At 48.6% G+C, this 25336-nt stretch carries 21 protein-coding genes; 11 read left to right on the top strand and 10 right to left on the bottom strand.

What is annotated here, in order from left to right; translation table 11 throughout:
* Positions 1-115: 115 nt before the first annotated feature.
* From OXH39_03085 to OXH39_03060, 6 genes are all read right to left on the bottom strand, one after another.
* A complete protein-coding gene (locus OXH39_03085; GenBank protein MCY3549419.1) occupies positions 116-763 on the bottom strand; it encodes an ATP-binding cassette domain-containing protein in 648 nt (215 codons plus the stop codon).
* A gap of 167 nt (positions 764-930) precedes the next feature.
* Positions 931-3213: a type I DNA topoisomerase gene (topA, locus tag OXH39_03080; protein ID MCY3549418.1), complete on the bottom strand. Its 2283-nt coding sequence runs from the start codon at positions 3211-3213 to the stop codon at positions 931-933.
* A 417-nt stretch (positions 3214-3630) separates the two neighbouring features.
* Positions 3631-4404, bottom strand: a complete 774-nt coding sequence (locus tag OXH39_03075; protein MCY3549417.1) for an acetyl-CoA carboxylase carboxyltransferase subunit beta — start codon at positions 4402-4404, stop codon at positions 3631-3633.
* Between the two features lie 113 nt (positions 4405-4517).
* Positions 4518-5294: a LamG domain-containing protein gene (locus OXH39_03070; GenBank protein MCY3549416.1), complete on the bottom strand. Its 777-nt coding sequence runs from the start codon at positions 5292-5294 to the stop codon at positions 4518-4520.
* A 146-nt stretch (positions 5295-5440) separates the two neighbouring features.
* Positions 5441-7351, bottom strand: a complete 1911-nt coding sequence (locus tag OXH39_03065) for an ATP-binding protein (protein MCY3549415.1) — start codon at positions 7349-7351, stop codon at positions 5441-5443.
* Between the two features lie 109 nt (positions 7352-7460).
* On the bottom strand, positions 7461-8249 hold the full coding sequence (locus tag OXH39_03060) for a LamG domain-containing protein (protein ID MCY3549414.1): 789 nt from the start codon (positions 8247-8249) through the stop codon (positions 7461-7463).
* Between the two features lie 220 nt (positions 8250-8469).
* On the opposite strand from OXH39_03060, the gene OXH39_03055 reads away from it, so the two are divergent.
* Positions 8470-9846, top strand: coding sequence for an MATE family efflux transporter (locus OXH39_03055; GenBank protein MCY3549413.1), 1377 nt, complete (start codon positions 8470-8472; stop codon positions 9844-9846).
* A gap of 151 nt (positions 9847-9997) precedes the next feature.
* The gene (locus OXH39_03050; protein MCY3549412.1) at positions 9998-10699 is read left to right on the top strand and encodes a rhodanese-like domain-containing protein; all 702 of its coding nucleotides are present in this window, start codon (positions 9998-10000) and stop codon (positions 10697-10699) included.
* A 196-nt stretch (positions 10700-10895) separates the two neighbouring features.
* On the opposite strand, the gene OXH39_03045 is transcribed toward OXH39_03050, so the two are convergent.
* The 3 genes from OXH39_03045 to OXH39_03035 all read right to left on the bottom strand — a co-directional run bounded on the left by OXH39_03045 (position 10896) and on the right by OXH39_03035 (position 13954).
* The gene (locus OXH39_03045) at positions 10896-11618 is read right to left on the bottom strand and encodes an alpha/beta hydrolase (GenBank protein MCY3549411.1); all 723 of its coding nucleotides are present in this window, start codon (positions 11616-11618) and stop codon (positions 10896-10898) included.
* Between the two features lie 99 nt (positions 11619-11717).
* Positions 11718-12662 carry an amidohydrolase family protein gene (locus OXH39_03040; protein ID MCY3549410.1) on the bottom strand — a complete coding sequence of 315 codons (945 nt, stop codon included), beginning with the start codon at positions 12660-12662 and terminating at the stop codon, positions 11718-11720.
* Between the two features lie 89 nt (positions 12663-12751).
* Entirely contained in the window at positions 12752-13954 is a 1203-nt protein-coding gene (locus OXH39_03035; GenBank protein ID MCY3549409.1) for a molybdopterin molybdotransferase MoeA, read from the bottom strand.
* A 239-nt stretch (positions 13955-14193) separates the two neighbouring features.
* Here OXH39_03035 and OXH39_03030 point away from each other — a divergent pair, with 239 nt between their 5' ends.
* The 5 genes from OXH39_03030 to OXH39_03010 all read left to right on the top strand — a co-directional run bounded on the left by OXH39_03030 (position 14194) and on the right by OXH39_03010 (position 19425).
* Positions 14194-14541 (top strand): hypothetical protein, encoded by a 348-nt coding sequence (locus OXH39_03030; protein MCY3549408.1) that lies wholly within the window; start codon positions 14194-14196, stop codon positions 14539-14541.
* 568 nt (positions 14542-15109) lie between these two features.
* The gene (locus OXH39_03025) at positions 15110-15700 is read left to right on the top strand and encodes a hypothetical protein (protein ID MCY3549407.1); all 591 of its coding nucleotides are present in this window, start codon (positions 15110-15112) and stop codon (positions 15698-15700) included.
* Positions 15701-15863: 163 nt separating this feature from the next.
* On the top strand, positions 15864-17990 hold the full coding sequence (locus OXH39_03020; GenBank protein ID MCY3549406.1) for a TonB-dependent receptor: 2127 nt from the start codon (positions 15864-15866) through the stop codon (positions 17988-17990).
* A gap of 66 nt (positions 17991-18056) precedes the next feature.
* The gene (locus OXH39_03015; GenBank protein MCY3549405.1) at positions 18057-18479 is read left to right on the top strand and encodes a MerC domain-containing protein; all 423 of its coding nucleotides are present in this window, start codon (positions 18057-18059) and stop codon (positions 18477-18479) included.
* 4 nt (positions 18480-18483) lie between these two features.
* Positions 18484-19425, top strand: a complete 942-nt coding sequence (locus OXH39_03010) for a zinc ABC transporter substrate-binding protein (GenBank protein ID MCY3549404.1) — start codon at positions 18484-18486, stop codon at positions 19423-19425.
* Between the two features lie 353 nt (positions 19426-19778).
* On the opposite strand, the gene OXH39_03005 is transcribed toward OXH39_03010, so the two are convergent.
* The gene (locus OXH39_03005) at positions 19779-19967 is read right to left on the bottom strand and encodes a hypothetical protein (GenBank protein MCY3549403.1); all 189 of its coding nucleotides are present in this window, start codon (positions 19965-19967) and stop codon (positions 19779-19781) included.
* A gap of 468 nt (positions 19968-20435) precedes the next feature.
* On the opposite strand from OXH39_03005, the gene OXH39_03000 reads away from it, so the two are divergent.
* From OXH39_03000 to OXH39_02985, 4 genes are all read left to right on the top strand, one after another.
* Positions 20436-23660: a T9SS type A sorting domain-containing protein gene (locus tag OXH39_03000; GenBank protein MCY3549402.1), complete on the top strand. Its 3225-nt coding sequence runs from the start codon at positions 20436-20438 to the stop codon at positions 23658-23660.
* Positions 23661-23844: 184 nt separating this feature from the next.
* Positions 23845-24438: a hypothetical protein gene (locus tag OXH39_02995; GenBank protein MCY3549401.1), complete on the top strand. Its 594-nt coding sequence runs from the start codon at positions 23845-23847 to the stop codon at positions 24436-24438.
* A gap of 78 nt (positions 24439-24516) precedes the next feature.
* Positions 24517-24930 (top strand): (2Fe-2S) ferredoxin domain-containing protein, encoded by a 414-nt coding sequence (locus OXH39_02990; GenBank protein MCY3549400.1) that lies wholly within the window; start codon positions 24517-24519, stop codon positions 24928-24930.
* 123 nt (positions 24931-25053) lie between these two features.
* A complete protein-coding gene (locus OXH39_02985; GenBank protein MCY3549399.1) occupies positions 25054-25311 on the top strand; it encodes a hypothetical protein in 258 nt (85 codons plus the stop codon).
* Positions 25312-25336 lie beyond the last annotated feature (25 nt).

Below are 25336 nucleotides of genomic sequence, written 5' to 3'. Positions count from 1 at the left end.
AATGCGAACTCGCGCCTTAGCAAAAGTATCTGTAGGCGAGTTCTTGGTCAAAGTTGCCGGTTAAAAGAGGTTTTTGGTTAAACAGGGCACCCCTTAACTGATAACCGATGACGATTCAATGGATACCACCATCCCGTAGCTCAATAATCCGCTTATTACATTTCTCAGCGAGTTGTCGATCACTCGTCGCCACAAAGATAGTCATACCTTGAAAATTAAGTGCATCAAGAAGTGCCATTACCTCAAGCGAAAGGCGCAAATCTAAGCCCTCTGTGGGTGCATCCGCAAGTAATAACAGAGGATTGTTGATAACGGCTCTTGCTATAGCAAGCCGTCGCCTCTCGTTGCCAGATATTTCTGCTGGAAGTGCATTTTGATGGTGAAGCAATCCCATCTGATTCAGGAGCTTGTGTACGTTTTCTTTGATTGTCTGCGGTGGTGTTCCTACCAATCGCTGCGGCAGTGCCAGATTATCCTGGACCGTTTTATCTGCCAAGAACTTAAGATCTTGAAAAACAATCCCTATCTTCTGTCGAAAGTAGGGTAGACTGACTTTGTCCAACCGTGCAAGGGGTTGCCCAACGACACTCAAATCACCACCAATCGGCTCTAAATCAGCATATAACAATCGCAACAGTGTTGTCTTCCCTGAGCCACTTGGACCGAGGAGAAACACAAATTCGCCGCGTTCCACGCGAAAGCTCACCTTCTCGAGCACACTAAGATCGCCATAACTGAAACTAACCTGGTGCAACTGTATCATTTTTAGGGTTGTCGGTTATCAGTCTTCAGTTTTAACCATCAACTTGCGCCTTAGCAAAAGTATCTGTAGACGAGTTGATGGTTAAAGTTAATGTGCTATGGTGTTCAGATATGCTGTAATGTCCACAAAACTTTTGGTGCCACAACAAGGTAACTGATAACCGATAACTATTCCTTTGTATAGTCACAATCCGGTGATTGACAACTCAGTGACACGGTTACAGTCTCACTGCCTTTCGGTTTTCTGGTTTTTTCAACAAGAAAGGGTGCGTTACATTTTGGGCAAGGTTCCGGTATAGGTTTATCCCATGTAGAGAATTCACACTTGGGATAGTTGCTACAACCGTAAAAAATTTTTCCACGGCGACTGCGACGTTCACCGAGGTAACCGTCGCAACCAGCCTCTGGACAGTCGATGCCCATTGGGACCGGCTTGGCGTTTTTGCATTTTGGGTATCCACTACACGACAAAAATTTCGCGCCGGCGCGGCTCACCCTAATAACCATCGGTTCACCACACTTATCACACACTGTATCGGTCAGTTCGGGTTCCGCGGTGGGGGTATCGTCGGCGGTTAAACGCTTGATATTCTGACACTCTGGATAATTAGCACAACCCAGGAACCGCCCATATCTGCCCCACTTCACGATCATATTGCCTCCACATTTTTCACACGTTTCGTCCGACTGCTCTTCCATCGCTTTTCGGGCTTCATACATCTTATCAGGGGCTTCACTGAGTGCGGTTTGGAAGTCAGGATAAAATTCCGCTAACGTCTGTACCCACGCAACTTTTCCATCAGCAATAGTATCAAGTTGATCTTCCATTTTCGCTGTGAATTCAACGTCGAGGATCGCGGGAAATCCGTGTATCAGGAGTTCATTAACGAGTCTACCAACATCTGTAGGCAAGAGTCTACCACGCTCCTTGGTGACATACTCTTTCTGAATCGTTGACAGGATAGAAGCATAGGTACTTGGTCGTCCGATCTCTTTTGCTTCCAGCATCTTGACGAGTGTTGCTTCGTTGTAGCGCGGTGGCGGTTGCGTAAAATGCTGTTTCGGCTCTAACTTGCGCAGATCCAGCGGATCACCCTCTTTGACAACAGGTAAGTTGAGATTCTCTTCTTCCGATTCAGGCGCATTAGCAACCGGGTCATCTTTACCCTCCATGTAGATACGCCTGAACCCATCAAACTTGACAATTGAACCGGTGGCTCGGAAGAGATAGGTCCCTGCTTTGATGTCAATTGTTGTCGCATCAAGAACAGTAGGCTTCATCTGACTTGCTATGAACCGCATCCAGATCAGTTCATAGAGCCGGTACTGGTCATCATTCAGATGGGGTTTCAATTCTGTAGGTGTTCGCAACGGCAATGTAGGGCGGATCGCCTCGTGTGCATCTTGTGCCCCTCTTTTGCTTCGATAGTTAACAGCACGGTTCGGCAAATATTCTCCGCCATACGTCGTTTCGATATATGATCGTGCCGCTTGAAGTGCCTCTTGGGCAACACGCGTTGAGTCGGTCCGCATGTAGGTGATCAACCCGATTGAACCTTCGCCGTGAATCTCCAGGCCTTCATAGAGTTGTTGGGCGATAAGCATCGTTTTTTTAGCAACAAAACGGAGTTTCCGAGACGCTTCCTGTTGTAGAGTACTCGTGATAAAGGGTGGGACTGGATTCTGTTTCCGCTCGCGTTTTTGGACTTTTTCAACGAGATATGTCTGTGTCTTTGCGTCCGCGGCGAGTTCCTTGGCGCGCGCTTCATCTATGCGAAACCCGTAGTTATTGATTTCGCCCTTCTTTGTCCCGATTTTATGTAACTTTGCTGGGAAGGGATGCTCAACCTCAGTTGGGGTCAATGTCGCTGTGAGTGTCCAGTATTCTTCGGGTTTAAACGCCTCAATTTCAGCCTCACGCTCACAGATAAGACGCACTGCGACGGATTGGACTCTGCCTGCACTTAATCCCGGTTTAACGCTCCGCCACAAAAGAGGGCAGATCAGGTATCCGACGAGCCTGTCCAGTACACGACGCGCCTGTTGCGCATCAACGAGCGCCATATCAATATCACCCGGATCTTCGATTGCTTCTAAAATTGCGTTTTTGGTGACTTCGTTGTAGGTTATCCGATAGATCGGTTTCTTTGCCTTCTTGAGTTCTTCAGCAAGATGCCAACAAATAGCTTCCCCTTCGCGATCGGGATCCGCAGCAAGATAGATATTATCAACCTTACGTGCCTCGCTCTGGAGGGACTTCACGACCTTCCCTTTCCCTCGAATTAAGACATACTTCGGTGCAAAGGCATTCTCAATGTCAACTCCAAGGTCCTTCTTTGGGAGATCCCGGATATGTCCAACGGAGGATTCAACGATGTAATCCTTACCTAAAATCTTTTTGATAGTTTTCGCTTTCGCCGGCGATTCAACAACGACGAGTGACTTTGGCATGTTTTATCCTTATTTTTCTGTATTTGCATTGCGAGGCGCACCCGTTTCGTGCACTTCGGTGTCCGATTTGATAGTAGCAGTTCGCGTCCAAAAGCGAAGTGTGTAGCGTGTAATGCCAGAGGCACTCAGTATTTAAGCACGCAATATTGCCTAACTACACACCTCTAATAACGTTTCATGTTGATAATGGTTTCACTGGCAGGGTTTCTAACCGCGGCGGCACCCCACCTATATAGCAGCTTTAAGCAGCTTTAACAGACTCGTAGAAGCGATAGGTATATAGTATAGTAACTGAAATTCGTGTGGGTTTTCAAGCAGAAATGATGTATACAACGCTTTACGTGGCAACTTAGGTTATATGATACAAAACACATTCTATTTTCAGACGGGGACGAAAAAGAAAAGATGGTTCCATTATTAGGAAGCGAAGGCAATCAGATCTGTAAGCATTTGCCGCATCTCTGAGCGGTGGACAACAGCATCAACAAACCCATGTTCCAGTAACGACTCCGCTTTCTGAAAGTTTTCGGGCAATTCTTCACGAAGGCTGGCAATGGCTAACGGACCTGCGAAGCCGATTCGCGCACCCGCTTCAGCGACAATCACATCACCGAGTGAAGTATAACTGGCAGTCGCCCCCCCAAACGTCGGATCGGTGACAACGGAGATATAAAAAAGCCCCGATTTCGCATACGCAGCACAAGCGGCAGCGGTTTTCGCCATCTGCATCAAGGCGAGCGTCCCCTCCTGCATCCGCATTCCACCACTTACAGAGACGATCACCAACGGTAATTGATTCTCAAGGGCGCGCTCAATACATCGGGTAACCTTTTCACCGATGACAGAACCGCACGTGCCGCCTATAAATCCAACATCGCCAATCGCAATAGCAGTTGAATAACCACCAATATTGGCTATGCCGGAAAGCATCTCGGATCTGAGCCCTGTTCTGGCGACATCTCTCTCCAATTTCTCCGGATATTCTGGGAACTCCAGCGAATCAACCGAGTAAAGGTCCGCATCGTATTCCTCAAAACTGTCCGCATCTACAATGAGATCAAGCCGCTCATAAGCACTCATATAGTGATGGTGGTCGCAGTGCGGACAAACTTTAAGATTTTTAGCGAATACTTTTTCCGTAATCTGTGCATCGCAATTTCTACATGACACTTTTTTTGAAGTTTGGGACATTTTTTCTCTAATTGGTAGGGCGCGCTAAGAAAGCGCGCCGCTTGAAAAGAGGCGAGGTTATAAACCTCGCCAGCAAAACAAATTATCTTACGAATTCCGACTTTAAGCCTACCTTAAAGTCCTGCTTTAAGACGGCTCCAGGTTGTGGAGAGTTTCCCAGTTGCTTCAACCGCGAGTGCCTCTACGCCCTGATCCATAAACGTATTGATTTCCTCCTCGCTCAATGCGCGATTCCAGAGACGAACTTCGTCAATAATCCCTGCAAAAACATACTGGAGACGGTCGCAATCCTGTCCAACCCGCCAGGGATCATCGTTGGCTTTGAGTTTCCCGGGCGTATCTCCCTCCTGTACCTCTTTGCCATCATAGTAGATTTTGGTTTTCTTGGTATCGTTGGTGAAAGCGATATGCACAAATTCCCCAGTCTCAGGTAGATCGGTTGCAATATCGGCGCGCCCCGATTCGGTTTCGAGACGGATTTTGAAGACCCCTCCTTCACTGAACACGCCGTATTGGACCCTACCGCCGCATCCACCATGAACGGATTTGCCGACGATTTGACGGACACCATTCCATTCCTCGGAGTTGATCCACGCCATAAACGAGAATTCATCCACGTTCAGTTTTGGAGTGCTCTCAACTGTGACAAAAACGTCGCTGCCTGGACCACCAAATTCCAATGCCTTTCCGAATTTTCCGTTAACCCACTTCGGGTTGTCAATTACACCCTCGTGTTCATTTTCGCTAAAATCTTCGGCTTTGGCCCCTTTCCCTTCATCATAGGGATGGTATAGCACTAAACCGTCCAGAAATTCTCCTGGACCAATAGACATAGCGAAGGGTGTCACCATCAAAAGCAAGGCGATAGATAAACAAATAGCCAATTTCATCGTTAGAATTCCCTCCTTATAGGTAAAGATAAGGCATTATAGCAAACAAAAAAATACCTGTCAAGAAAAAATAGAAGAATAGTTGTCAGCCATCAGCGGTCAGTTTTAGAAGGCTTACGGAAGGAGAATAAGAGGATTGTTGGGTATCAAGTATTCAAGCCAAGTTGGCTGCTCAGTTCCATCAAACGCCTATTAATCCCTGTTTTATCAATCCGATTGTCATCGACAAATTCTTGGTACTCTGGTAACAAGCCGTCTGGAACCATGATACGTGAATTCGCTTCTCGCAATGCTAATAACCCCATGAAGATTTGCATCTCCCGTGAATAGTCAGGGATGAAGTCGTTGAGTGTTTGACGGAGTTCGGCTTCAGTGAAGGTATCGCGTCTGTCGCGTTTTGCGAGGTTACTTGCACGTTGGACAATTAAGAACAGGTCCCGCCAAGTCAACCCATCTGTTTCTGAGCCACCGACGAGTGCCTGAAAATTGATGTTGCCTGATGTTTGTCCTTGGCAGAATATTCGTAGAATTTCCGCTCTGCCTGCACCGATAGGAGGTAGCATGATTAATTTGGTGTCAAAAACGCCATACCGTCGAAAGATTGGCGGTATTAAGTCTGGGCGTTGCGATGCCCCGACCCATATCACTCTGCCGTGTAAGGACGCATCATTCATAGCATTCATGAGGGCTTGAGGAAACGCTTGTTCATAGTCGTCGGGATTCATTGTCGTACGTGGCGATACCTGCTCAATCCCATCCATAAAGACAACCGTCGGTGAAATACCTCGGATAAAATTAATGGCGGCATTAAGATTCCGATCGTAAGTGTTCCCATTTTCGTTGATGTTTATCGTCACCTCACCCACCTGACTCGCGTAGCGGAGTTGGACGAGCGTCATGTTTGCCTCACCAGCGAGCACCCTTGCGGCGTAATCCTTACTGGTCCCAGGGGGTCCAAGAAGAAGCATACCTCGTGGCACACGCCGCAGATCTCGGTGTCTCATACCGTCCGCTATATCCCGAATTATCCGCGTTACATACCAACCATCACCAGAGGGGTTTGTATGGGTTTCGCCGAGTTCAAGGACCCCATGGCTGAAAGCCTTGAGACTCTCACGACGGTAATGCACAATCGGTTCACCACCTGCTTTCTGCTCTGTAGATTCCGCCTGTTGAACAACATCGTGGATACCGAAGAGGTTCAATCCTATTGTCTCACGTGCCAAAGTTTCCCTGTCCCGTGCATCTCCGAGACTCCTCCGCATTTGTGACGAAACATCCGAAATGGTGTGGAGGTACTGAATAAAATGGTGGCGCTGGTCATAGTCGGGGAACGGAATTTCTATGAGAGGAATTTCAGGATTCGTGGTAAGATTTGAATGTATGTCAAACGTATTATGGGTCAGGAGCAAGATGATGTGTTTCCGTTTTCGTACCTCCAGGTCGGATGCCCAATTCTGCATCTGATTGAAAAAGCGTTGCAGGTCATCGTTAGAGGCACTGCTCAAGGAAGGATCGTTCGGCGCGAGCTGCTCCAGAAAGTTGATAATTAATCCAACCCTCGCTCTGTCTTGATGCAATAGATGATTAAGTTTCTCTTGCAACTCATCCGAAGGCGCAGGATCAAGACTGACGAATGGGTCTTCATGGGGTTTGTCAAATGCTAAAGTGGCATTGATTCTTCGGCGTGCCACTTGTGGATCTACTTCCTGATCAGCAAGATGTGGGTCTTCCACTTCCCGTAAACGCCGAAATGTCTCAATCCATGTCGCTATACTCTGGAAATGGAAAGTGCCGGTTTTTTCATACTTTGGAATTACATCTAACATTCTTTGGGTGGCACGCCATCGCCCAATATTGGGGAAATGAATACCTTCCGACGTATTATAGCCGAGGACAAGGTCGCACCCCAACACATTGAGTTGCTCCGAGAGATATTCAGAGGTAGGCAAGTATCCGTAGACATCGTCGTGTAACAAGTCTTGCACATTAAAATGGAGTAGAAATTGATGTGCAGACCCGGCTTGATAGTGTTTTTTTACTTCTTCCCAAAACATTTTTTTCTCCGCTGTCCAGTGTATTTTTTCTCAGCAGATGTGATCCTAAGTGATGGCAGAGAAAGAGGCGGGCGCGCCTGAAAGCGCGCCTGAAAGCACCTACAATGTTTTAATGAGCAGTTTTGATACTGCCCCAAGTGGTCGCCAATTTTCCGCGAGCGTCAACAGCAACGGCTGAAGGCATTAACTCACCAATATCAGCAGTCGTCAACGCACGGTTCCAGAGACGAACTTCGTCTATAGCACCTGCGAAGACGTAGTTGAGACGTTCACAGTCCTGTCCGATCCGCCAGGGATCGTCGTTCGCTCTCAGTGGACCCGGGACCGCGCCTTCAACAACTGAGCTGCCATTAATATAGATTTTCGCCATTGCACCATCGTTGGTAAAAGCGACGTGAACCCATTCACCGGTTGGTGGAAGATCCGTTGAAATGTCGGCTCTGCCGTTTTCAGTTTCAAAGCGGACTTTGAAAACACCACCTTCACTAAACAGGCCGTATTGCGTTCTACCGGCGCAACCACCGTGGACGGATTTGCCAACAATTTGGCGTACCCCATTCCAATGATCGGCGTTAATCCACGCCATAAACGTACACTCGTTTACATTCAAGGCAGCCGTACTCTCAACGGTAACGAAAACGTCGCTGCCTTCACCACCAAATCTGAGTGCCTTCCCGAATTTACCATCGACCCACTCTGGATTGGAAATTTCGCCATCGTGCCCATGTCCGCTGGCATCTGCAGCAAGTGTGCCTTGCCCCTCATCGTAATGGTGATTCAGGACAAGTCCCTCTTCAAAGTTAGCCGAAACAAACGGCGCGAGGATCATAGACAACGCTACCAAGAAACACACGACCCCGTAAGGGGAGAACTTGTAAGTCAATACTGCATTCTTCATATTCTGCCTCCTAAAAAATATAGAACATTATAACAGGTTTCTAAAGATTCTGTCAAAGAAAAATACTTTTAAGCCCTATTTTTCTCTTGACATCCAAACAAAATTCTGCTATAGTGAAGCCCAGAAACACCGTATCCGAAAGTCGTAGTTATCAGATTTCTATTCGGTAAGGGGATCAAAACTCAGAGAGAACAAGCAGGACTCACGAAAAGCCGAAAATATGAAAAAAACACGGGGCGATTTAACCCGAGGGAGCCTTCTGAGACACCTTCTGCAGCTTGCGGGTCCCATAACACTCAGCTACATTCTCCAAGAAGCATTCAATATCGTTGATATGATTTTCGTTGGCAGATTGGGGGCTGGCGCGATAGCAGCTGTTGGTGTGAGCGGAAATCTAATTCGGTTAATCGGGGTTTTCTCGCTCGGTGTCTCAACGGGTGCTGGGATTATGGTGGCACAGAACCTCGGAGCGAGGAACCTCGCGCAAGCCGAACACATCGCCATGCAGTCAATCCTGTTAGCCGTTTTTTTTTCAATCGGTGTCACGCTCGTTGGTTATCCCTTGGCGGAACAGGGCTTGCTCGCTGTCCGAATGGTGGACCCAGAGGTGCTAAGGCTCGGCACCACTTACATGCACATCATTCTCGCTGGTATTAGCACAATGTTCGTGTCGATGACACTCGGCTCTATCTTCCGTGCAGGTGGCGACACGGTTACACCAATGATGGTCCTGATCTTCTCAACGTTGATTAACATCGGACTTGATCCGTTGCTGATTTTTGGGTTGTGGGGGTTTCCGAAACTTGGGGTAGCAGGTTCAGCGTATGCGACGCTTATCGGGCGTGGCGCGGGTGTGATTATCCTACTTTATCTCTGTTGGAGTGGACGTGCACCTGTTTCATTACGGCGCGTTCGGTATCAGGTGGACCCGGTGGAAATGCTTGATATTTTAAGGCTCGGTGTTTATAGTTCGATGCAAGGGTTTTGGCGGCATATTTCGAGACTCGGTTTTTTATGGGTTATCGGACCCTACGGTAAGACGGTCGTCGCAGCATATACAATCTGTATGCGACTCAGGATTCTGGTAATGAATCCCGGCTTCGGGATCGCAAACGCCGTCGTGCCATTGGTCGGACAGAATTTGGGAGCGAATCAGATAGAACGCGCCGAAGAATCGACACGAGTGGCAAACCTTGTAGGTGCCGCAATTATGGCAGGTATCGGCGCAGTCTTTTTCGTCTTTCCACAAATCTTCATTCGGATCTTTACTACGGAGACGGATGTTACCGAAATCGGCATCGTTTATCTACAATTTCTCGCACCAACGTTTGGATTCATTGCTTTTTCGCTCATCTTAGGAAGAGCACTCAACGGTGCTGGAGACACCTTCTCTCCGATGGTGATTACGCTCGCAGCACAGGTAGGCGTTGGTTTGGGACTCGTGATCCTACTTTCACACTTCATCGGGCTTAACGGCGTTTGGTTGGGCATCGCCCTTTCTAATGTCGTCCAGGGGATCGCCATGTGGTTCTGGTATCGTACTGGAAAATGGAAAGCAATAAAACTTGTTAACAAAAAGAAGCCGAAAACGGCGTAGGACGCAGACAGGACGACGCGTCTTATAAAAAATTAGAAGGACAGGACTTGCGCAGCTTCATCGCTGGCGAGGTTTAAAACCTCGCCAGCGGCGTGTGGTAGCCGTTGTTCGTAAGAAAATTGCGTAAGTCCTAAAGGAGTTATAACTAAAGATGGAAACCTATAAAGGTTATGAAAATCCACAACTGGTTATCTCTGCTGAGGAATTGAAAGGCACACTTGACGATCAGACGTACTGCCTTGTCGATACCCGACCAACCTATGAATATATCCAAGGACACATCCCTGGTGCACTTCATTTAGATTTGTTTGGGTTGAGTCTTATTGATACTCGAAAAGAGACTTTCGATACCTTTATGTGGATGATAGCATACCTATTTCAGCAACGCGGACTCGATCCGAGCAAGCCGATTGTATGGTATGAAGACATCTCAGGAACGCGCGCCTCGCGAGGGTTTTGGTTCTGCGAGTACTTAGGACACCCTGAAACCCGTCTATTGGATGGCGGCTTCAAGGCGTGGTTAGCAGCAGATGGACCTGTGAGTACGGTCGGTGTTGAGCCACCAGAGGTGCCACCCTTCCCAATAAATCCAAAACACGATATACACATGGATGCTGATGTGATCCGCGTCCTCTTAAACCGAACTGATTTTGTTCCTCTCGATACGCGCACAGATGATGAACACTACGGCAGGGTCGCTCGCGCCGAACGCCCAGGTGCGATTCCGGGTTCGATCCATATTGAGTGGCTCAATAATCTCGATGAAGCAGGGGCTTTTAAACCGGCTGACGAACTCCGGCAGATGTACGAAAATGTCGGTATCACACCGGAAAAACAGGTCATGTGCTACTGACAGGGTGGTTACCGCTCTTCACAAGCCTATTTGGCGTTGCGACTCTTGGGCTATCCAAAAGTAAGCAACTACATAGGTTCGTGGAAAGAGTGGGGTGACCGGCTGGATCTGCCGGTCGAAATTCCGGAAGCTTAGCGTATTACGACACACGGTGTGAGATTACAGGAACTCACGGCGTGTGCCCACTACCTTGAAGTTAAGGCACACAGAGTGTGCTTATTACCTTGGCGATTTCAGTCGGACATTCATGCGGTAGGTAATGTCCGGCGTTGGGTATCCATACCCATCGAATATGCGGATTGGACGGAATGCGTAACTTATCTTCAGTTAAATCATTCCGTCCCATACCGCCAAAGACCTCGTAGATAGGAATAGAGGCGCGCTGCAAGTAGGTATAGGCATCAAATTTCTTGACAGACTCCCAGAAATCGTGCCAGACTTCGGATTGAAAACGATTTCGAGTCCTCTCAGACTTCCGCTGAATCTGTGCAACCACGGTTTCGGACAGTGAACCGTAAAACCGTCCGGGGTCGAAAGCACTGCCCGCAGATGAAAGACTTGTCCATCCCTCCAGCAAAATAAGCCCAACAACACAGGAGGAATGCTGCGCGACCTCCATCGCCACCATGCCGCCAAGACTGTGCCCAACAATCACCAATTCCTGAATTCCCAAAAAGTCTGCAAGGCACAATACATCACCAGCAAGATCCGCCAATGTAAATGGTTGGGTAGGCACAGCACTCTGTCCATGTCCGCGAAAATCGGGAGCAATACAACGCTGCGCACTCGGCAATCTTTCAATCACTGGCATCCAATCGGAGGCATCACAGCCAGTCCCATGCAAGAACAGCAGCGGACATCCCGAATCACCTGAATCAAGATAAGCCATCTCACCCCAATTCATTGCGATTGTTGTCATAACAGAACCTGTACTCTAATTCTTGTGTAGGAGGGATTTCCGAATCCCGACTTTTAACTGACGAATCAATCAACATCCGCATAGAAATTGGAACCCCTCCTACACCGCCAAATTCCAGATGTGCGCGGCTGTGCCTCCCAGAATCTGTTCCTTGTCGGCTTCTGTCAGGAACGGTAAGCCTTCCCGAATGAGACGAAGTTCCTGTTCTAAAGATGGCCAGTTGTGCTTTTGCCGATGGTGTCCGGGGTAGCCTGTGCCCCAGACCGTCCGCGCTGCCCCGAAAACCGAAAGCAATTTTTCAATGAACGGATGTACATCCGTGTACGGGAAATCTTGGTGAGAACGTCCTGCAACATCTGACAGTTTGAAGTGGACATTATCGTATCGAGCGAGGTCCACAATTGGTTGAAACGCTGCTTCCTCGGAACCCACCTGCGGGTAACCCATGTGGTCAAGAATCAGGGTCAGATGTGGGTACTGTTGCGCGATAACAGCGACCTGATCGGCAAACTCAGCACGCAGATGAAACTGGATGACTGCGTCTAGTGCCGCAATCTCTTCCCACATCGGTGCGTTCTGCTGGGTGAGCAATATCTTTTCATCGGGATAGTACATCGGATGGAAGCGAAAGCCTGCCAAGCCTCGGTCTTTTATCCAATAACGGACGTGATCAGCGTTGTCTGGGTCCTGGGGATCGATTAAGCCGTGCCCAATGAACCGGTCTGGAAAACGCGCTACCGAATCCGCAATATAACCATTATCCCAAGTAGACCAACTCGTTTGAACCAGCACTGTCCAGTCAACACCGTGCTCGTTCATCTCTGCCAAGAGTTCATCAGCGGTACCGGGTTCATCTGGATAGGAATTCCAACTCGGCGCAGTGGGACCGACAGGATATTTCGGGGGATCTATTTCCCAAACATGAACATGCGTGTCTACAACCATGGAAAACTCCTCAATGCTATTAGGACTTACGCAAAATCCCTTCGTTTCTTGCGGGATCGGCAGATTGGAAGGGTGGAAGCGTGGAGGCAGGTCTTCCATCCTTCCCTTCCTTCCGTCCTTCCACCGTTCAATATCCACGTGTACGTAAGTCCTATTCTTATTTTGTGCTGCGTAAGTCTTGTCTATATCTAAAATAGGAACTGGGCATCGACCGTTTCTCCAGCCTGTAACGTTACACCGGATGGAATCGTGATTAAGCCGTTCGCCAATACAAGCGAGTGCAAAATACCAGAACCCTGGGGACCCGTTGTTTCAGCAGTATATTGACCATCAGACTCTTTGAGAATTGCGCGCATATAATTAACGCGTCCATCTCTATTGGTAATGGATTCTGCCAAAGTAGCTTTGAAGGTTGGACGCAATAATTCTGTACGTCCTGCCATTTTGAGGAGCGCGGGTCGGACAAAAAGTTCAAACACAACGAGCGAAGAGACCGGATTGCCGGGCAATCCAAAAATAGGTTTTCCGTCCGAGATACCGTAAGCCTGCGGTTTTCCGGGTTTCATGGCGACGCGCCAGAAGTTAACTTCGCCTAATCTCTCCAATACACTTTTCACAAAGTCGTGCTCCCCTACCGAAACGCCACCACTTGTAATGAGGGCATCAGCCTTTGCAAGCGCGTCCCGAAAAATTCGCTCTATTTCTGCTTCATCGTCAGGCGCGATACCCATATCAATCGGTATGCCGCCCGCTTCCTCGACCTGTGCATAGAGACCGTAACGGTTGCTTTCTCGAATTTTTCCTGGTTCAAGCCGGTCACCGAGTAGCAGGAGTTCGTCACCCGTCGAAACAATCGCAACGGTGGGCTTGCGATAGACTGTAACCTCTGGGCGATTAAGAGAGGCGAGCATTGAAATTTCCGGTGGACGTAGGTATTTCCCTTTTCCCATGACCTGCTGTCCCTCCGCGACACTTTCACCCGTGAAACGGACGTTTCCAGTTTTGTCAATACTCTCAAAAATTTTGACTGTATCCCCGTCCCGCTGGGTCACCTCTTGCATCACAACCGCGTCGGCACCTTCCGGCATCATGGCACCTGTCATGATGCGCGACGCTTGCCCGGCTGCGACCTGTTGTGTTGGGGCATATCCGGCGGCTATGGTTTCTACAACCGAAAGAACAGCAGGTTTCGCTTCGGAAGCGTTTTGAACATCTGCTGCGTGAACCGCATACCCATCCATCGCTGAATTGTCGAACGGCGGAATGTTTTCTTCGGCATGCAGTGTCTCAGCGAGAACGTAGTTCGCACAACTTAGAATTTCCCGTTTTTCTGTGGGTAAAACCGGAATGGTATTTAGCATTTGTTGGCGGGCTTCTTTAACACTTAGCATCTAATTATGTCTCCTTTGGGTAATCTCATGGTGAATATGATAAAGCATCGCGCCGATAAGTGCAAGCCTATCTTTTCTGAGAGGGTGTCAGCAGTCGGAATTCGGGGATCCCTCCTACAAGAAAACTAAATGGTTCTGGTATGATTTCCACTTTTATTTGACATTGACATAATCGTATGATATAATATATCGCAAGTTTGTTGGCAATCTGAGCTTTGATAATAACACAGGCATAGGTTATGAGAAACGGCATCGCTTTTCCAAACACGCTTGTCTTTAGGCGTAGTTTGAAAACCGGCATTTTAATAGGTTTATTTTGTTATGTTGCGTTGCTGAGTGTCATAGCACTCACGCATGATCACGATCATTGTGAACACGCGCATTCTGAGGAAACTTGTACAGCCTGTGTCTACAACAGCCAACACGTCGGAGAGGAAATTGAGGTGGTAGTACTCACCTCTCCGTTTCTTCCAAGTACGACGCTTCCGCTGTATGAAATCGTTTTTCTTCCTTTAAGATTTACCACGACCGCTTGGAGTCGTGCCCCGCCTATACCTTCCACTGAACTCGCAAATTATGCCATTTAAAGGCAGATTTTGTTTTTCCTTTATATCTCTTATTGTCCAAAGATTGCGGGTCCTTATTTACGCGTCCCGCGCTTTGTACATCTCTGCTTTGCAACATATTGTGGTGTTCTTCTATATTCTATAGATATATCGCCTCTCATGAAGATTAAGAATTTAATCGGGTAATTTTTACCGATGCCCGGTGCGGTTGGGAAACCGCACCTACCGGGTCTGGAGAACATAGAATTACCCAAATATTTTATTAAACTTCATCTGGGGTGAGGAAATACTTGAAAAGTGGTGTTGAAACACACAGAAATACCCAAGCACAAACACCAAAATTTGTTAGTAGCAACTTGGGTTATAGTAGATGCTACCTAATTGTGTATCAATGAATGGTACGCTTTTAGGAAGTCTATAGGTACATCTATTATTTTAACAAAGCATGAGATACTCGCGGCATGTCACCGCGCGTTTTATATCTTTCGCGTGGCATTTTCGTTGTTAAGTGCAATTCCATTTTAGAAGCAATGGGCACATACTGTGTACCATCAGATTAAAAAAGTTTAAAAAAAATTGGAGAATACAAATGTTTACCTATTTTTTTCGGTGCGACTTTTCTGTCGCTATTTCTCGATTAATGTTACTAACTTTTGTCACCGTACTTCCCCTCATGGGAGGTTGTGGCGAAAGTGACAACCCTATTGTTGAAGATGACCATGACCACGACCACGAAACGGATGCCCCCATGCATGCCGATGCCGACGGCTTTAACCTGGAAGTTAATGGAGAAGTGGTCTATCATCAACATCAAGGTGCCCATGAAGGCGGTCTCACCGTTGGCGTTGGTGAAGAGATTGAGGTCCATGTTGTATTTATTGACGCGAACGAAGCGGAAGTCCATCTCGATGAAGTAGAGGCAGTGGATGAGCATGGACATGAGGAAGTCTTCAACTTGGGCTTGTCGGAGTACGATTCCGCTATTATTGAGATTCATCTGGAACATGAAGATGAACACGAACACGGTGAAGAAGAACATGGTGAAGAAGAACATGGTGAAGAATTAGGATTTGGACTCGAGGGATTGAAGGCAGGCGAAACGAGCATCAAACTTCAACTCCTTCACGGGGACCATCCAGACTTCACGGGAGCACTTCTCATACCGGTAACTGTTCAATAAGGGGACTCCCATGTTAAGCACTTGTTCAAGCACTTGTGCCTGTCCGCATAGATCTCCCACGGTAGGGATTCTTAGAAAGCGTCCCTACCTACTCGTGTTGGTGTCTGGGATAATAGTATGCCTATTTTGCTATCTCAGGGATTCCCAAAGTGCACAGAACCCAATGCGATCCTTGGAAGGAGAAGTTACGGAAGTACGGACGCATGCTCGACTTGGTGGAGTGAGAGTCCAGATTGCGGGACTTGAGGGAAGCGTCCGGACCGATGCAAACGGTCGGTTTAAATTTGACGCAGTGCCGGAAGGACAACAGACGCTCCAGTTTCTGAAGGTCGGTTATCAGCGGTTTGAACAGGTAATTGATGTCAATGCCTCCACGCCTTATCTCAAAATTGAACTGGAGACGTTGCCGTTTCAACTGCAAACCATCAGGGTATACGGTTCAAATCGCTCTCTTTCACAGTTTGAGGAAACAACCGACTTAGCATTGGGTGAAGCGGAACTCCAAAGACGGTTAGGGATGACCTTGGCGAACACATTGGCAGATGAGACGGGCATTTCACAACGAACGATGGGACGGGCGATTGCGCGTCCCGTTATTCGTGGATTGGGCGGTGACAGGCTGCTTATTCTCGAAAACGGCGAGCGAACGGGCGATAAATCGGCATCCAGTGCCGACCATGCCGTATCGATTGATCCGACGATCGCTGAAGGTGTTGAAATTACGCGGGGTCCCGCATCGCTCATTTACGGCTCAAGTACGTTGGGCGGTGTCATCAATGTCAAAAGCAATCACATACCGCAAATTCTACCGAGACGGCTGGATATGCATCTAACGTTCCAAGGTGAATCTGTCAACTCAGGTTTGACCGGAACGACAGGTTTTACGTTCCCAATTGGTGATTTTGCGGGAAATATAGAATGGAATCGGCGGCTTGCATCTGACATACAAACGCCGGTAGGTGTACTCAAAAACACTGCCCTTTCAAATGTTAATTTTTCAGGCGGTGCTTCGCTGATTAAGCCGTGGGGTTTCATCGGTGCCTCGGGAAGCAGTTATCGTTCAGATTACGGCGTTCCCGGCTCACCAGAAGGACATATTAGCGGGGTCAACATCGAACTCGACAAGCAACGTTATGAAGGACAGATGGAGTACCGCTTCAATACAGCAATACTTGAAAAGGTAAAACTCCAGACTGCCTATACGCGTTATCAGCATCAGGAATGGGAATCCAACGGGAGACTTGGTGTCGAATTCGGTCTGTTAACCTACAACGTCTCAGCGATGGCGCATCTATTAGACAACGCGATTGCAGGTGTTTCGTGGGAATACCGAGACCACGCCACAGACGGATTTTACTGGACTCCTCACACCCGTGAGCTCGCGTTGGCGGGATTTTATCTAAACCAGCGTAACTTCGACAAACTCACCTTACAAGGGGCTATCCGCTACGACATTAGACGTTCGGAACCGTTTAGACCTGGGGCAGTTGTCCGAGCCGGAGCCGTCCAACGCCGCGATTTCAACGGTTTCTCAGGGGCTGCCTCTGGAATTTATCATTGGACGGATAGGCTAAGTACCGGGGCTACCCTGATGAAAACGTTTCGCGCACCGGGGATCGAGGAGCTTTTCAGCGATGGTCCGCACTTGGCTGTCTATTCCTACGAAATCGGCAATTCAGAACTGGGACCCGAAAACGGATACGGCACTGAACTCTTCGTCAAATACGCAGACGACAGATTCAGACTCAATCTTGCGCTTTTCAGGAATCAGATACAGAACTATCTCGTTCCGATGAACAGCGGTGAAAAAGAGTGGGGCAGCGGCGCAGCAGGATGGTTGTGGATTTATCAATACATGGGACACGACGTTGTGATGGATGGGGCTGAAATCCAAATAGGGAGTGAGGTCCTGCCGCAAGTCCATCTTCAGCTCAATATGAGTTACGTCAACGGAACGATTCAAAGCAATGGGCGACCGCTGGAGCGTGTCCCACCCCTCAACGGTAAATTCGTCATCAGTTACACGCCTGCCCCGTTGCATTTGTATGTCGCGTCCCGTTTTTCAGGCAGCCAGACCCGACTCGGTGAATTTGAGGAACCGACAGACGGCTATCTCGTCTATGATATCGGGAGCTATCTCAATTTTTCGTGGTGGCAGCTTGAGAACATGGTCGTTTTCGAGATTGAAAACCTCTTTGATACAACGTATCGCGAACATCTGTCCCGCATCAAATCGGCGATGCCGGAACCAGGACGGAATGCGAAACTCTTGTATAAACTTAATTTTTAAAATTGTAGGACGGGGATGATGATTTCTATCATCGCCCGCCGTTCTCGATTTTCTAAGGAGATAAAATTGAAAAGATATTTTAACCACGAATTGGCGAATACAACTGGCGCGTGTCTCTCTGTCGCGTGCGCGGCGTGTCTCCCTTTCGCATGCGCGATCCACTGCCTCGCGATGCCGCTTTTAGGAACAGTTTTACCTTTGATTGGGTTGAGTTTCCTTGCGAATGAGCGTGTTGAGTTTATCCTTATTGCGAGCGCAATTGGACTGGCAATCGGGAGTTTAGCGTGGGGTGTTCGACGCCACCGAAACTGGCGAGCGTTTTTGGTACTGATAGCGGCGTTAGCATTCATCGCTACCGCTCAGATAGCCGTTGAAGGCACTTTTGAAGTGGTCTTCTACAGTATCGGCGGCGTTTTAATCGCCTCCGCGCATCTCGTGAATCGGCACCTCTGTAAGACCTGTTTAACATGTGAGGCAGAAAATGCATAAAATTATGCAGAGAATATACATTTCAGTGTGTTTGATAGGTATATTGGTATGGGCTGGCTGTGATCCGAAGGGACAACCGGGTGCTGCCACAGGCGACAAACTTCGCGTTGTTGCCACGATCGGTATGATTACTGATATTGTTAAAAATGTTGGCGGTACGCGCGTTGAGGTGACCGGGATAGTGGAACCTGGCGTAGACCCACACTTTTACAACCTGACACCTAAAGATGTTCAAAAACTGAGTTCAGCACACATCATCTTCTATAACGGGCTGCACCTTGAAGCAAAAATGGTGGACATCCTTGCGAAGATGTCGGAGGACACGCTGACGGTCGCCGTAACAGATGCCGTAGATCGGAGTCTACTGCTAACACCCGCAGAATACGAGGGACTCTACGATCCGCACCTATGGTTTGACGTGAAACTTTGGATGCTAGCGGCGGGAAAGGTTCGCGATGCCCTGAGTGAATTCGATCCGGATAATACTGTCCTATACCGAAGCAATGCTGAACGCTACCTCACGAAACTCATGGAACTCGACGCATACGTAAAGTCGCAAGTGGAACGCGTGCCATCTCAGCAACGCGTCCTTGTGACGGCGCACGACTGTTTTAACTACTTCGGAAAGGGGTACGGGTTTGAGGTGCGCGGATTACAAGGTGTTAGCACTGCGACAGAAGTCGGTATCGCTGATGTACAGGAATTGGCGACGTTTATTGCGGACCGGCGTATCTCTGCTATTTTTGTAGAGTCATCCGTCTCTCCACGGAGTCTCGAAGCCGTGAAAGCCGCTGTGAAGTCAAAAGGATTTGATGTGAAGATCGGTGGTGTGCTCTTCACAGATGCTATGGGAAACGAGGGAACTCCTGAAGGTACCTACATCGGGATGATCCGACATAATATTGATACGATTGTCCATGCTTTGATTGGGAAATCGGAGTTATAAACCGTTCAAGCGGATGGTTATTTTGAAGTAAGTGCCGATAAGATTCATCACTACCCTTGAAGGTCATTGGGTAGTGATGAATCTGTATATTCGCAGGAGTGTAACGGCTCATGTTAAGAAATAGTGCAAAGAAACCGAGAGTTCTTGACACCGCTTTTGAATTGCTTCGTGACCTTATCAACTTTTTAAGTTCTATTTGACATTGACACAATCGCGTGCTATAATTTACGTCAAGTTTATTCGCATTCATTTTTTTTAATCATAACCATAGGTTCTGGTGTATGAGAAACGGTACGACTTTTCCCAACAAGTTAATATTTAGGCGTAGTTTGAAAATCTGTGTTTTAGCAGGTTTATGTTGCTACGTCGCGCTGCTGGGTCTCATCGAACTGACACACGATCATAGCGAACATTCGCATTGCCAGCATTGCCCTAGCGAACACTCGCAGCGCGAGAATACCTGTGCAGCCTGCTTCTTTTGCAGCCAGCACGTCAGTTTCGAGGTTGAACCTTTTGCTCTCAACGCACCTTTCTTTTTTCATACTGAACTCCGACTTTATGAAGACACTTCTATCCCTCTAAAACTGGTCATCCACACCCGAAGTCGTGCCCCACCTGTATTCTCCACTGAACTCGCAAATTATGCCTTTTAAAGGCAGATTTTGTTTTTCCTTTATATCCTTGATTGTACGAAGATCGCGGGGTTACCTATGACGCGCCCCGCGCTTTGTACACCGCTGCTTTGCTCTGTAGTAGACGCTATCTGATTGTGGACCCATGCGTGGTCGGCTTTCGGGATGTCCATAAGCACATCTATTACGCAAAGCATCCGTTACTGGCTACATGTCAACACGCGTTTTATATGTTTCGCGTGGCATGTTCGCCGTTAAGTGTAATTTCATTTAGCAGGACTTACGCAATTTTGAGTCTATGACGCTTCGTTAGAGAGTTTATGCTACAAAAGAGCGATCTGCGTAAGCCCTAATTAGATAAAAAAATTGGAGAATACATTGTTTACGTATTTTTTTCAGCGCGACTTTTCTGTCGCTATTTCACGATTTATGGTTACTTGCATGAGAGCCACCCTGGCTCTGCTTATGTTTTTGATGTCTTGTTCGATCCTCTCAATGCAAGCCATCGCACAAGAGTATGATGATGAGCATGCTGAGCCGCTGGGTCGGTTACTTGTCGCAGATGGCGAAACCGGTTTACTCCAACTTATTGAACTTGACAATGGAGAAGTGATAGAAACCTTCATGGTGGAAGGGTCTGCACGTGTTTACACGACCGAAAGCGGGCGCATCGCAGTCGCTGTTCAAGCGGGTGCCAATCGCGTTAATTTCATCGACTCCGGTCTGTACCTCGAAGCACACGGCGATCATTTCGATAAGGAGAAAGGCAGACCGAGCTTGCTGCCGTTCAACCTGACCGGCGAACTCGCAAACTCGCAAAGACCCATTCACTTTGTTTCACACGATGGGCGCGTTAACATCCACTTCGATGGCAACTTTGGTGAGGGTGTAGATTCAAAGAACGTCACCGTGCGCGAGGAAGACCTGTTCTTACCCAACCCGGACACGCTCATATTGACCTCGGCGCCGCAGCACGGTGCTGGAGCACCGGTGCACGGTGGAAAGATAATTTTCTCGCTCCCGGATCCTGACCGTGAGTTCGGATCACTTCCGAGTGGCTTTGCGGTAGTTGATGAACACGGAAATATTGTTCAAACGTTCAACGACAAGGAAGATTTCCAAGCATCCTGCCTCGGTATGCACGGTGAAACGATAGTCGGTGAACATTTCATAGCTGGTTGTAATGAGAAACGTGAGGATGGCACGGGGGATGGTGGCGTTTTTGTGATGACCCACGACCCGGTAACCGGTCTGTTCTCCGCACACAAGATTGCTTATCCTGATGGTCTGCGAACGAGCATCGTCAGGTCTCATCACGCCCAGCCGTTTGCCATCGGCAATTACGGTAGCCGCCCGGATCCAGGCTACAAAGCCCTCGTCCGTATCCACCCCACTTCGACCGAGCTTGATCCGAACGACATTCAGCAACTCCCAACAGACTACAGAGGTTTCGATTTTGACAAGAAACATGGAGATAGGTTAGCAGTGCTGACCGTTGACGGTCTGTTACAGGTGTTCAACCCAAGCGATTGGACGTTGCTCGGATCGACACAAGTGGTTGCAGATTTCAGTGGTGCGGACGGTCTCCGCCCCGCGCTGACTGTCGGTAGTGGGTTCGCCTATGTCAGCAATCCCAATACCGGTGAGATTCTTGAGGTTGACCTTGACACAGTATCAGTCAGCAGGACATTTTCTGTCGAGGGGCAGCCAGTGAACATGACAGCCTTGGATTGGGTTGCACCGCTGGGACCTGCGCCATCACATGACGCTGACCACAGCCATGAGTCTGTCGCCGACCTCTCCACAGATGGTATACACCTGACAATAGGTGTACCGTATCATATTGAGGTCGTCGATATACCGTTCGCAGGTGCGTCGGAGACAGAGCTTTTCGGTATCAACAACGCTGGAGACATCGTCGGGAGCTATGCGGATGCAAACGCTGTTCGGAAAGGATTCTGGCTCAAAAATGGTGTCTTCGAGACGATTGCTCCAGAAGGGGCAACAGACACACGGGCATTCGGAATCAATGCATCCGGCCAAATCACGGGTCGATATAAAGACGCGGATGGCGTGCAGCACGGATTCCTGAGAGAACCGGACGGTATGTTTATCACAGTCAATCCGGGTGCAGCCGATAACTTCGGGTGGGGCATTAACGACCTCGGTCAGCTCACTTCGTATCATTTCGATTTCCCAACAGAAAACGACATCGTCATCACCAGTTTTCTTCGCGAACCGGACGGGACTTTCGGGCAAGTTCCCTCTTCGGGCGGTGTTGGCGGCAATGTTTTTCGTGGTATCAATAACGCCGGTGTGATGGCGGGCTGGAATCTACCTGAATCAGGATTTACACCAACAGAGTTTATTGATGGGCTAATTTACGAGGATGGCGAGTTCACAACTTTGTCTATTAACGCAGAGCGGCATACGCTCCCCGATGACATCGACAATCATGGCAGGATTGTTGGTCACACTGCGCCGCTTGATTTCTCTGAAGTACAGGGATTTCTACGGACTCCAGAGGGCGAGTTTCACCTATTCGGGATTCCCGGCGCAGAAACCACCGTTGCACAAGCCATTAACGATGATGGTGTCATTGTCGGTTGGTTTGAAATTCATTCGGAAGACGGCGAAGAGCAGACTCACGGCTTCATTGCCACCCCAATGCCTACAGACGGAGATGACTTCAGCCAGGTCTACTACGCCTCTCTCTCCAAAGGCTTGAACATGATCTCCTCACCGTTGAAGCCTCGCACGCCGATGAACGCTCGGTCGCTGGCGGAGATGGTTGGCGCAACGACGGTAATTAAGCTTGATGATGTCAACCAAAAGTTCGTTGGTTGGACACCGGATGCACCAGACAACGGATTCCCGATTGAAGGGGCAAAGGGATACATCGTCAACGTGCCGCACGCCCGACAGGTTGCCTTTGTCGGGGCACCGTGGACAAATCAACCGCAAGTTCCTGCGGCACCGATTGCAAGATCAATTGACACGCCAAGTAGTACTTGGGCATTCGTTGTCAGTGGGCAATTAGAAGGTGTGCAGAACCTTGAAGGCTATCTGGTCACTGTACGAAACCTGCGGACGAACGCTATTATGACGAATCGTGTGCGAGACGGTTACTTTGCCGCAGCGACTGCCGATCTCTCCTACCAGAGCGTCGTCCAGGTTGGCGACACTCTGGAAGTCACCGTTGCGGATGCAACCGGAGAGATTGCTTCGGAGAAGCTGAGTTTCGTCGTGACACCAGAGGCGCTTGCAAACGCTGTTCTTCCTATTACACTTAAGGGGATTGGCGTACCTAAGCAGAGCCTGGTGTTGCAGAATTATCCCAACCCGTTCAATCCGGAAACGTGGATACCTTATCACCTTTCGGAGTCAGCCCCTGTGACGCTATCAATTTACGATACGACAGGGCGATTGGTGCGAACGCTTTCGCTTGGCTTCAAGCCAGCGGGTTTCTATCAAGGTCGATCACGTGCTGCCTATTGGGATGGTCGAAATGATGTGGGTGAGCGGGTTTCAAGTGGTGTTTATTTCTACCGATTGTCCACGCCGTCTTTCCATCAGATGAAGCGGATGGTTATTTTGAAATAAGTGCCGATAAGATTCATCACTACCCTTGAATGTCATAGGGTAGTGATGAATCGTGTGTAACACAGAGGAAAAGTGGCTCATGTTAAGAAATAGTGCAAAGAAACCGACAGTTCTTGACACCGCTTTTGAATTGCTTAGTGACCTTGAGAAGAGGTAGAAGCGGCTTCTTATGGGGGAATAAGTCATGTCTGACAGAACTGACGACGAATCAGCGCTTTGGTCAGGTGCATTGAACAAGGTCAGGAAGATCGGGACGACGCTGTTGGACCAACAGTTGTGGTGTTGGGGACAGGATATTCGCCGGGCAGAGGAAAATGCTTTGCTCGCCTACGGTTTTACCAAACATCGACCGCCGGAAGGCAAGCACGGAAGTACCGCTTATGAGTGGCGTGACTCTGGCAGAAGCCGAGTTATTTTATGGGGATTCGGGTTTTTCTATGGCGATGGGGGCCGAGGAGGGCTTTTCTTGCAGCGTTACAAATTCGCGCCCAAACAGACAGCAGCGGTCGATTTTTCGTTGCCTATATGGAAACCGGAGCAACTCCCTGAGCTTACGCATCCATGTGATGTGGAAGCGTGGCGTCGCGTTTTCAGCTTGCTCACTCAAGGTATCGCATGGATAGGCGACTACGAGCGGTGGATTATTTCTGAATACGGACTTGACTATCGCCAACGGTGTACTGATGCATGGAAGAAGAAACCTATTCCTGCACACGAGATGGCTGCAAAGTGGTATGAACTCGTCGAATACTTGCCTTCACAGCGTGGAAGCGATTGATAAACATCAAGTTCAGATAATAGAGGAATATCATCAGCAACGCCAAGCGGAGATTTGAACAGTATGCAGGAAAAAGGTATGAGAGCAAATAGAATCGAATCGTCGCCCAAACTCGCATCAAAGCGGCGTGTCTTAGTGCATATACTGGTTTGTAAGGGTTGTTGTTGTGGCGTGACAGAGAAACGAAAACCGCCTGTCCCCGTCGAGTGGCTCATCAAGGAGTGGCGGAACAAGCGGCTGTCGGCTTCAATAACATTGACAATCAGCGAAGGCTGTCTCGGTCCGTGCGATCTCGCAAATGTCATCTGTATCACCTCACCGCACGGTGTCGTGTGGTTAGGACGGATAGATCTCCATCTACACTATGCGCGACTCGTAGATTGGGCGGAAGCCGTGGCACGAGCAGATGCACTACTTCCGTTGCCTTCAGCCTTTGATAGTCACCGTTTTGATCGGTTTCGATCACCCTCGTTCGGGTTTGAGAAAAAATAAGCAAACCGTGAGTTACAAGGCTTCACAGTGGCAAGCGTTCGCCAGGCAGGTTCCTGTCGTACAACGTTGCTACATTGATACGAGCCTGATGACAGACGGTTTAAAGGAGGACATACAATAGTGCTGAATTTTTTTAATTCGCAAAAAGAGAGTGACCCACAGCAACTCGTCCAAGTCAAATCGTGGGTCTCCGAAGTCTTTGACCTATCAGAAGATATTTCTGTGATGATTACTCAGTTGCAATGCACCGAAGAGGGCTGCCCGCCTATTGAAACGGTCATTGCAATCATGGAGACGCCGGGAAAGCCCCGGCAATACAAGATTCACAAACCGCTGGCGGAGGTGGATCAGACGGACATCGTTAGCTTGACCGCTGACTAAATTCTACAAGGAGAGAAAGATGAAC

It is taken from the genome of Candidatus Poribacteria bacterium (assembly GCA_026702755.1).
In the GTDB taxonomy this organism is placed as follows: Bacteria; Poribacteria; WGA-4E; order WGA-4E; family WGA-3G; genus WGA-3G.
Note: the sequence above shows the minus strand (reverse complement) of the source record. Positions and strands in the feature narration are given on the sequence as shown.

Bases quoted from the DNA above. Each gene is read 5' to 3' on its own strand.
- OXH39_03040 (MCY3549410.1), bottom strand. From the start codon at position 12,662: ATGGAAGACCTGCCTCCACGCTTCCACCCTTCCAATCTGCCGATCCCG.
- OXH39_03010 (MCY3549404.1), top strand. From the start codon at position 18,484: ATGCAGAGAATATACATTTCAGTGTGTTTGATAGGTATATTGGTATGG.
- OXH39_02995 (MCY3549401.1), top strand. From the start codon at position 23,845: ATGTCTGACAGAACTGACGACGAATCAGCGCTTTGGTCAGGTGCATTG.
- OXH39_03085 (MCY3549419.1), bottom strand. From the start codon at position 763: ATGATACAGTTGCACCAGGTTAGTTTCAGTTATGGCGATCTTAGTGTG.
- OXH39_03035 (MCY3549409.1), bottom strand. From the start codon at position 13,954: ATGCTAAGTGTTAAAGAAGCCCGCCAACAAATGCTAAATACCATTCCG.
- topA (MCY3549418.1), bottom strand. From the start codon at position 3,213: ATGCCAAAGTCACTCGTCGTTGTTGAATCGCCGGCGAAAGCGAAAACT.
- OXH39_03025 (MCY3549407.1), top strand. From the start codon at position 15,110: ATGTTTACCTATTTTTTTCGGTGCGACTTTTCTGTCGCTATTTCTCGA.
- OXH39_03055 (MCY3549413.1), top strand. From the start codon at position 8,470: ATGAAAAAAACACGGGGCGATTTAACCCGAGGGAGCCTTCTGAGACAC.
- OXH39_03065 (MCY3549415.1), bottom strand. From the start codon at position 7,351: ATGTTTTGGGAAGAAGTAAAAAAACACTATCAAGCCGGGTCTGCACAT.
- OXH39_03020 (MCY3549406.1), top strand. From the start codon at position 15,864: ATGCGATCCTTGGAAGGAGAAGTTACGGAAGTACGGACGCATGCTCGA.
- OXH39_02990 (MCY3549400.1), top strand. From the start codon at position 24,517: ATGAGAGCAAATAGAATCGAATCGTCGCCCAAACTCGCATCAAAGCGG.
- OXH39_03060 (MCY3549414.1), bottom strand. From the start codon at position 8,249: ATGAAGAATGCAGTATTGACTTACAAGTTCTCCCCTTACGGGGTCGTG.
- OXH39_03030 (MCY3549408.1), top strand. From the start codon at position 14,194: ATGAGAAACGGCATCGCTTTTCCAAACACGCTTGTCTTTAGGCGTAGT.
- OXH39_03005 (MCY3549403.1), bottom strand. From the start codon at position 19,967: ATGAAAAAAGAAAGGTGCGTTGAGAGCAAAAGGTTCAACCTCGAAACT.
- OXH39_03050 (MCY3549412.1), top strand. From the start codon at position 9,998: ATGGAAACCTATAAAGGTTATGAAAATCCACAACTGGTTATCTCTGCT.
- OXH39_03070 (MCY3549416.1), bottom strand. From the start codon at position 5,294: ATGAAATTGGCTATTTGTTTATCTATCGCCTTGCTTTTGATGGTGACA.
- OXH39_03045 (MCY3549411.1), bottom strand. From the start codon at position 11,618: ATGACAACAATCGCAATGAATTGGGGTGAGATGGCTTATCTTGATTCA.
- OXH39_03075 (MCY3549417.1), bottom strand. From the start codon at position 4,404: ATGTCCCAAACTTCAAAAAAAGTGTCATGTAGAAATTGCGATGCACAG.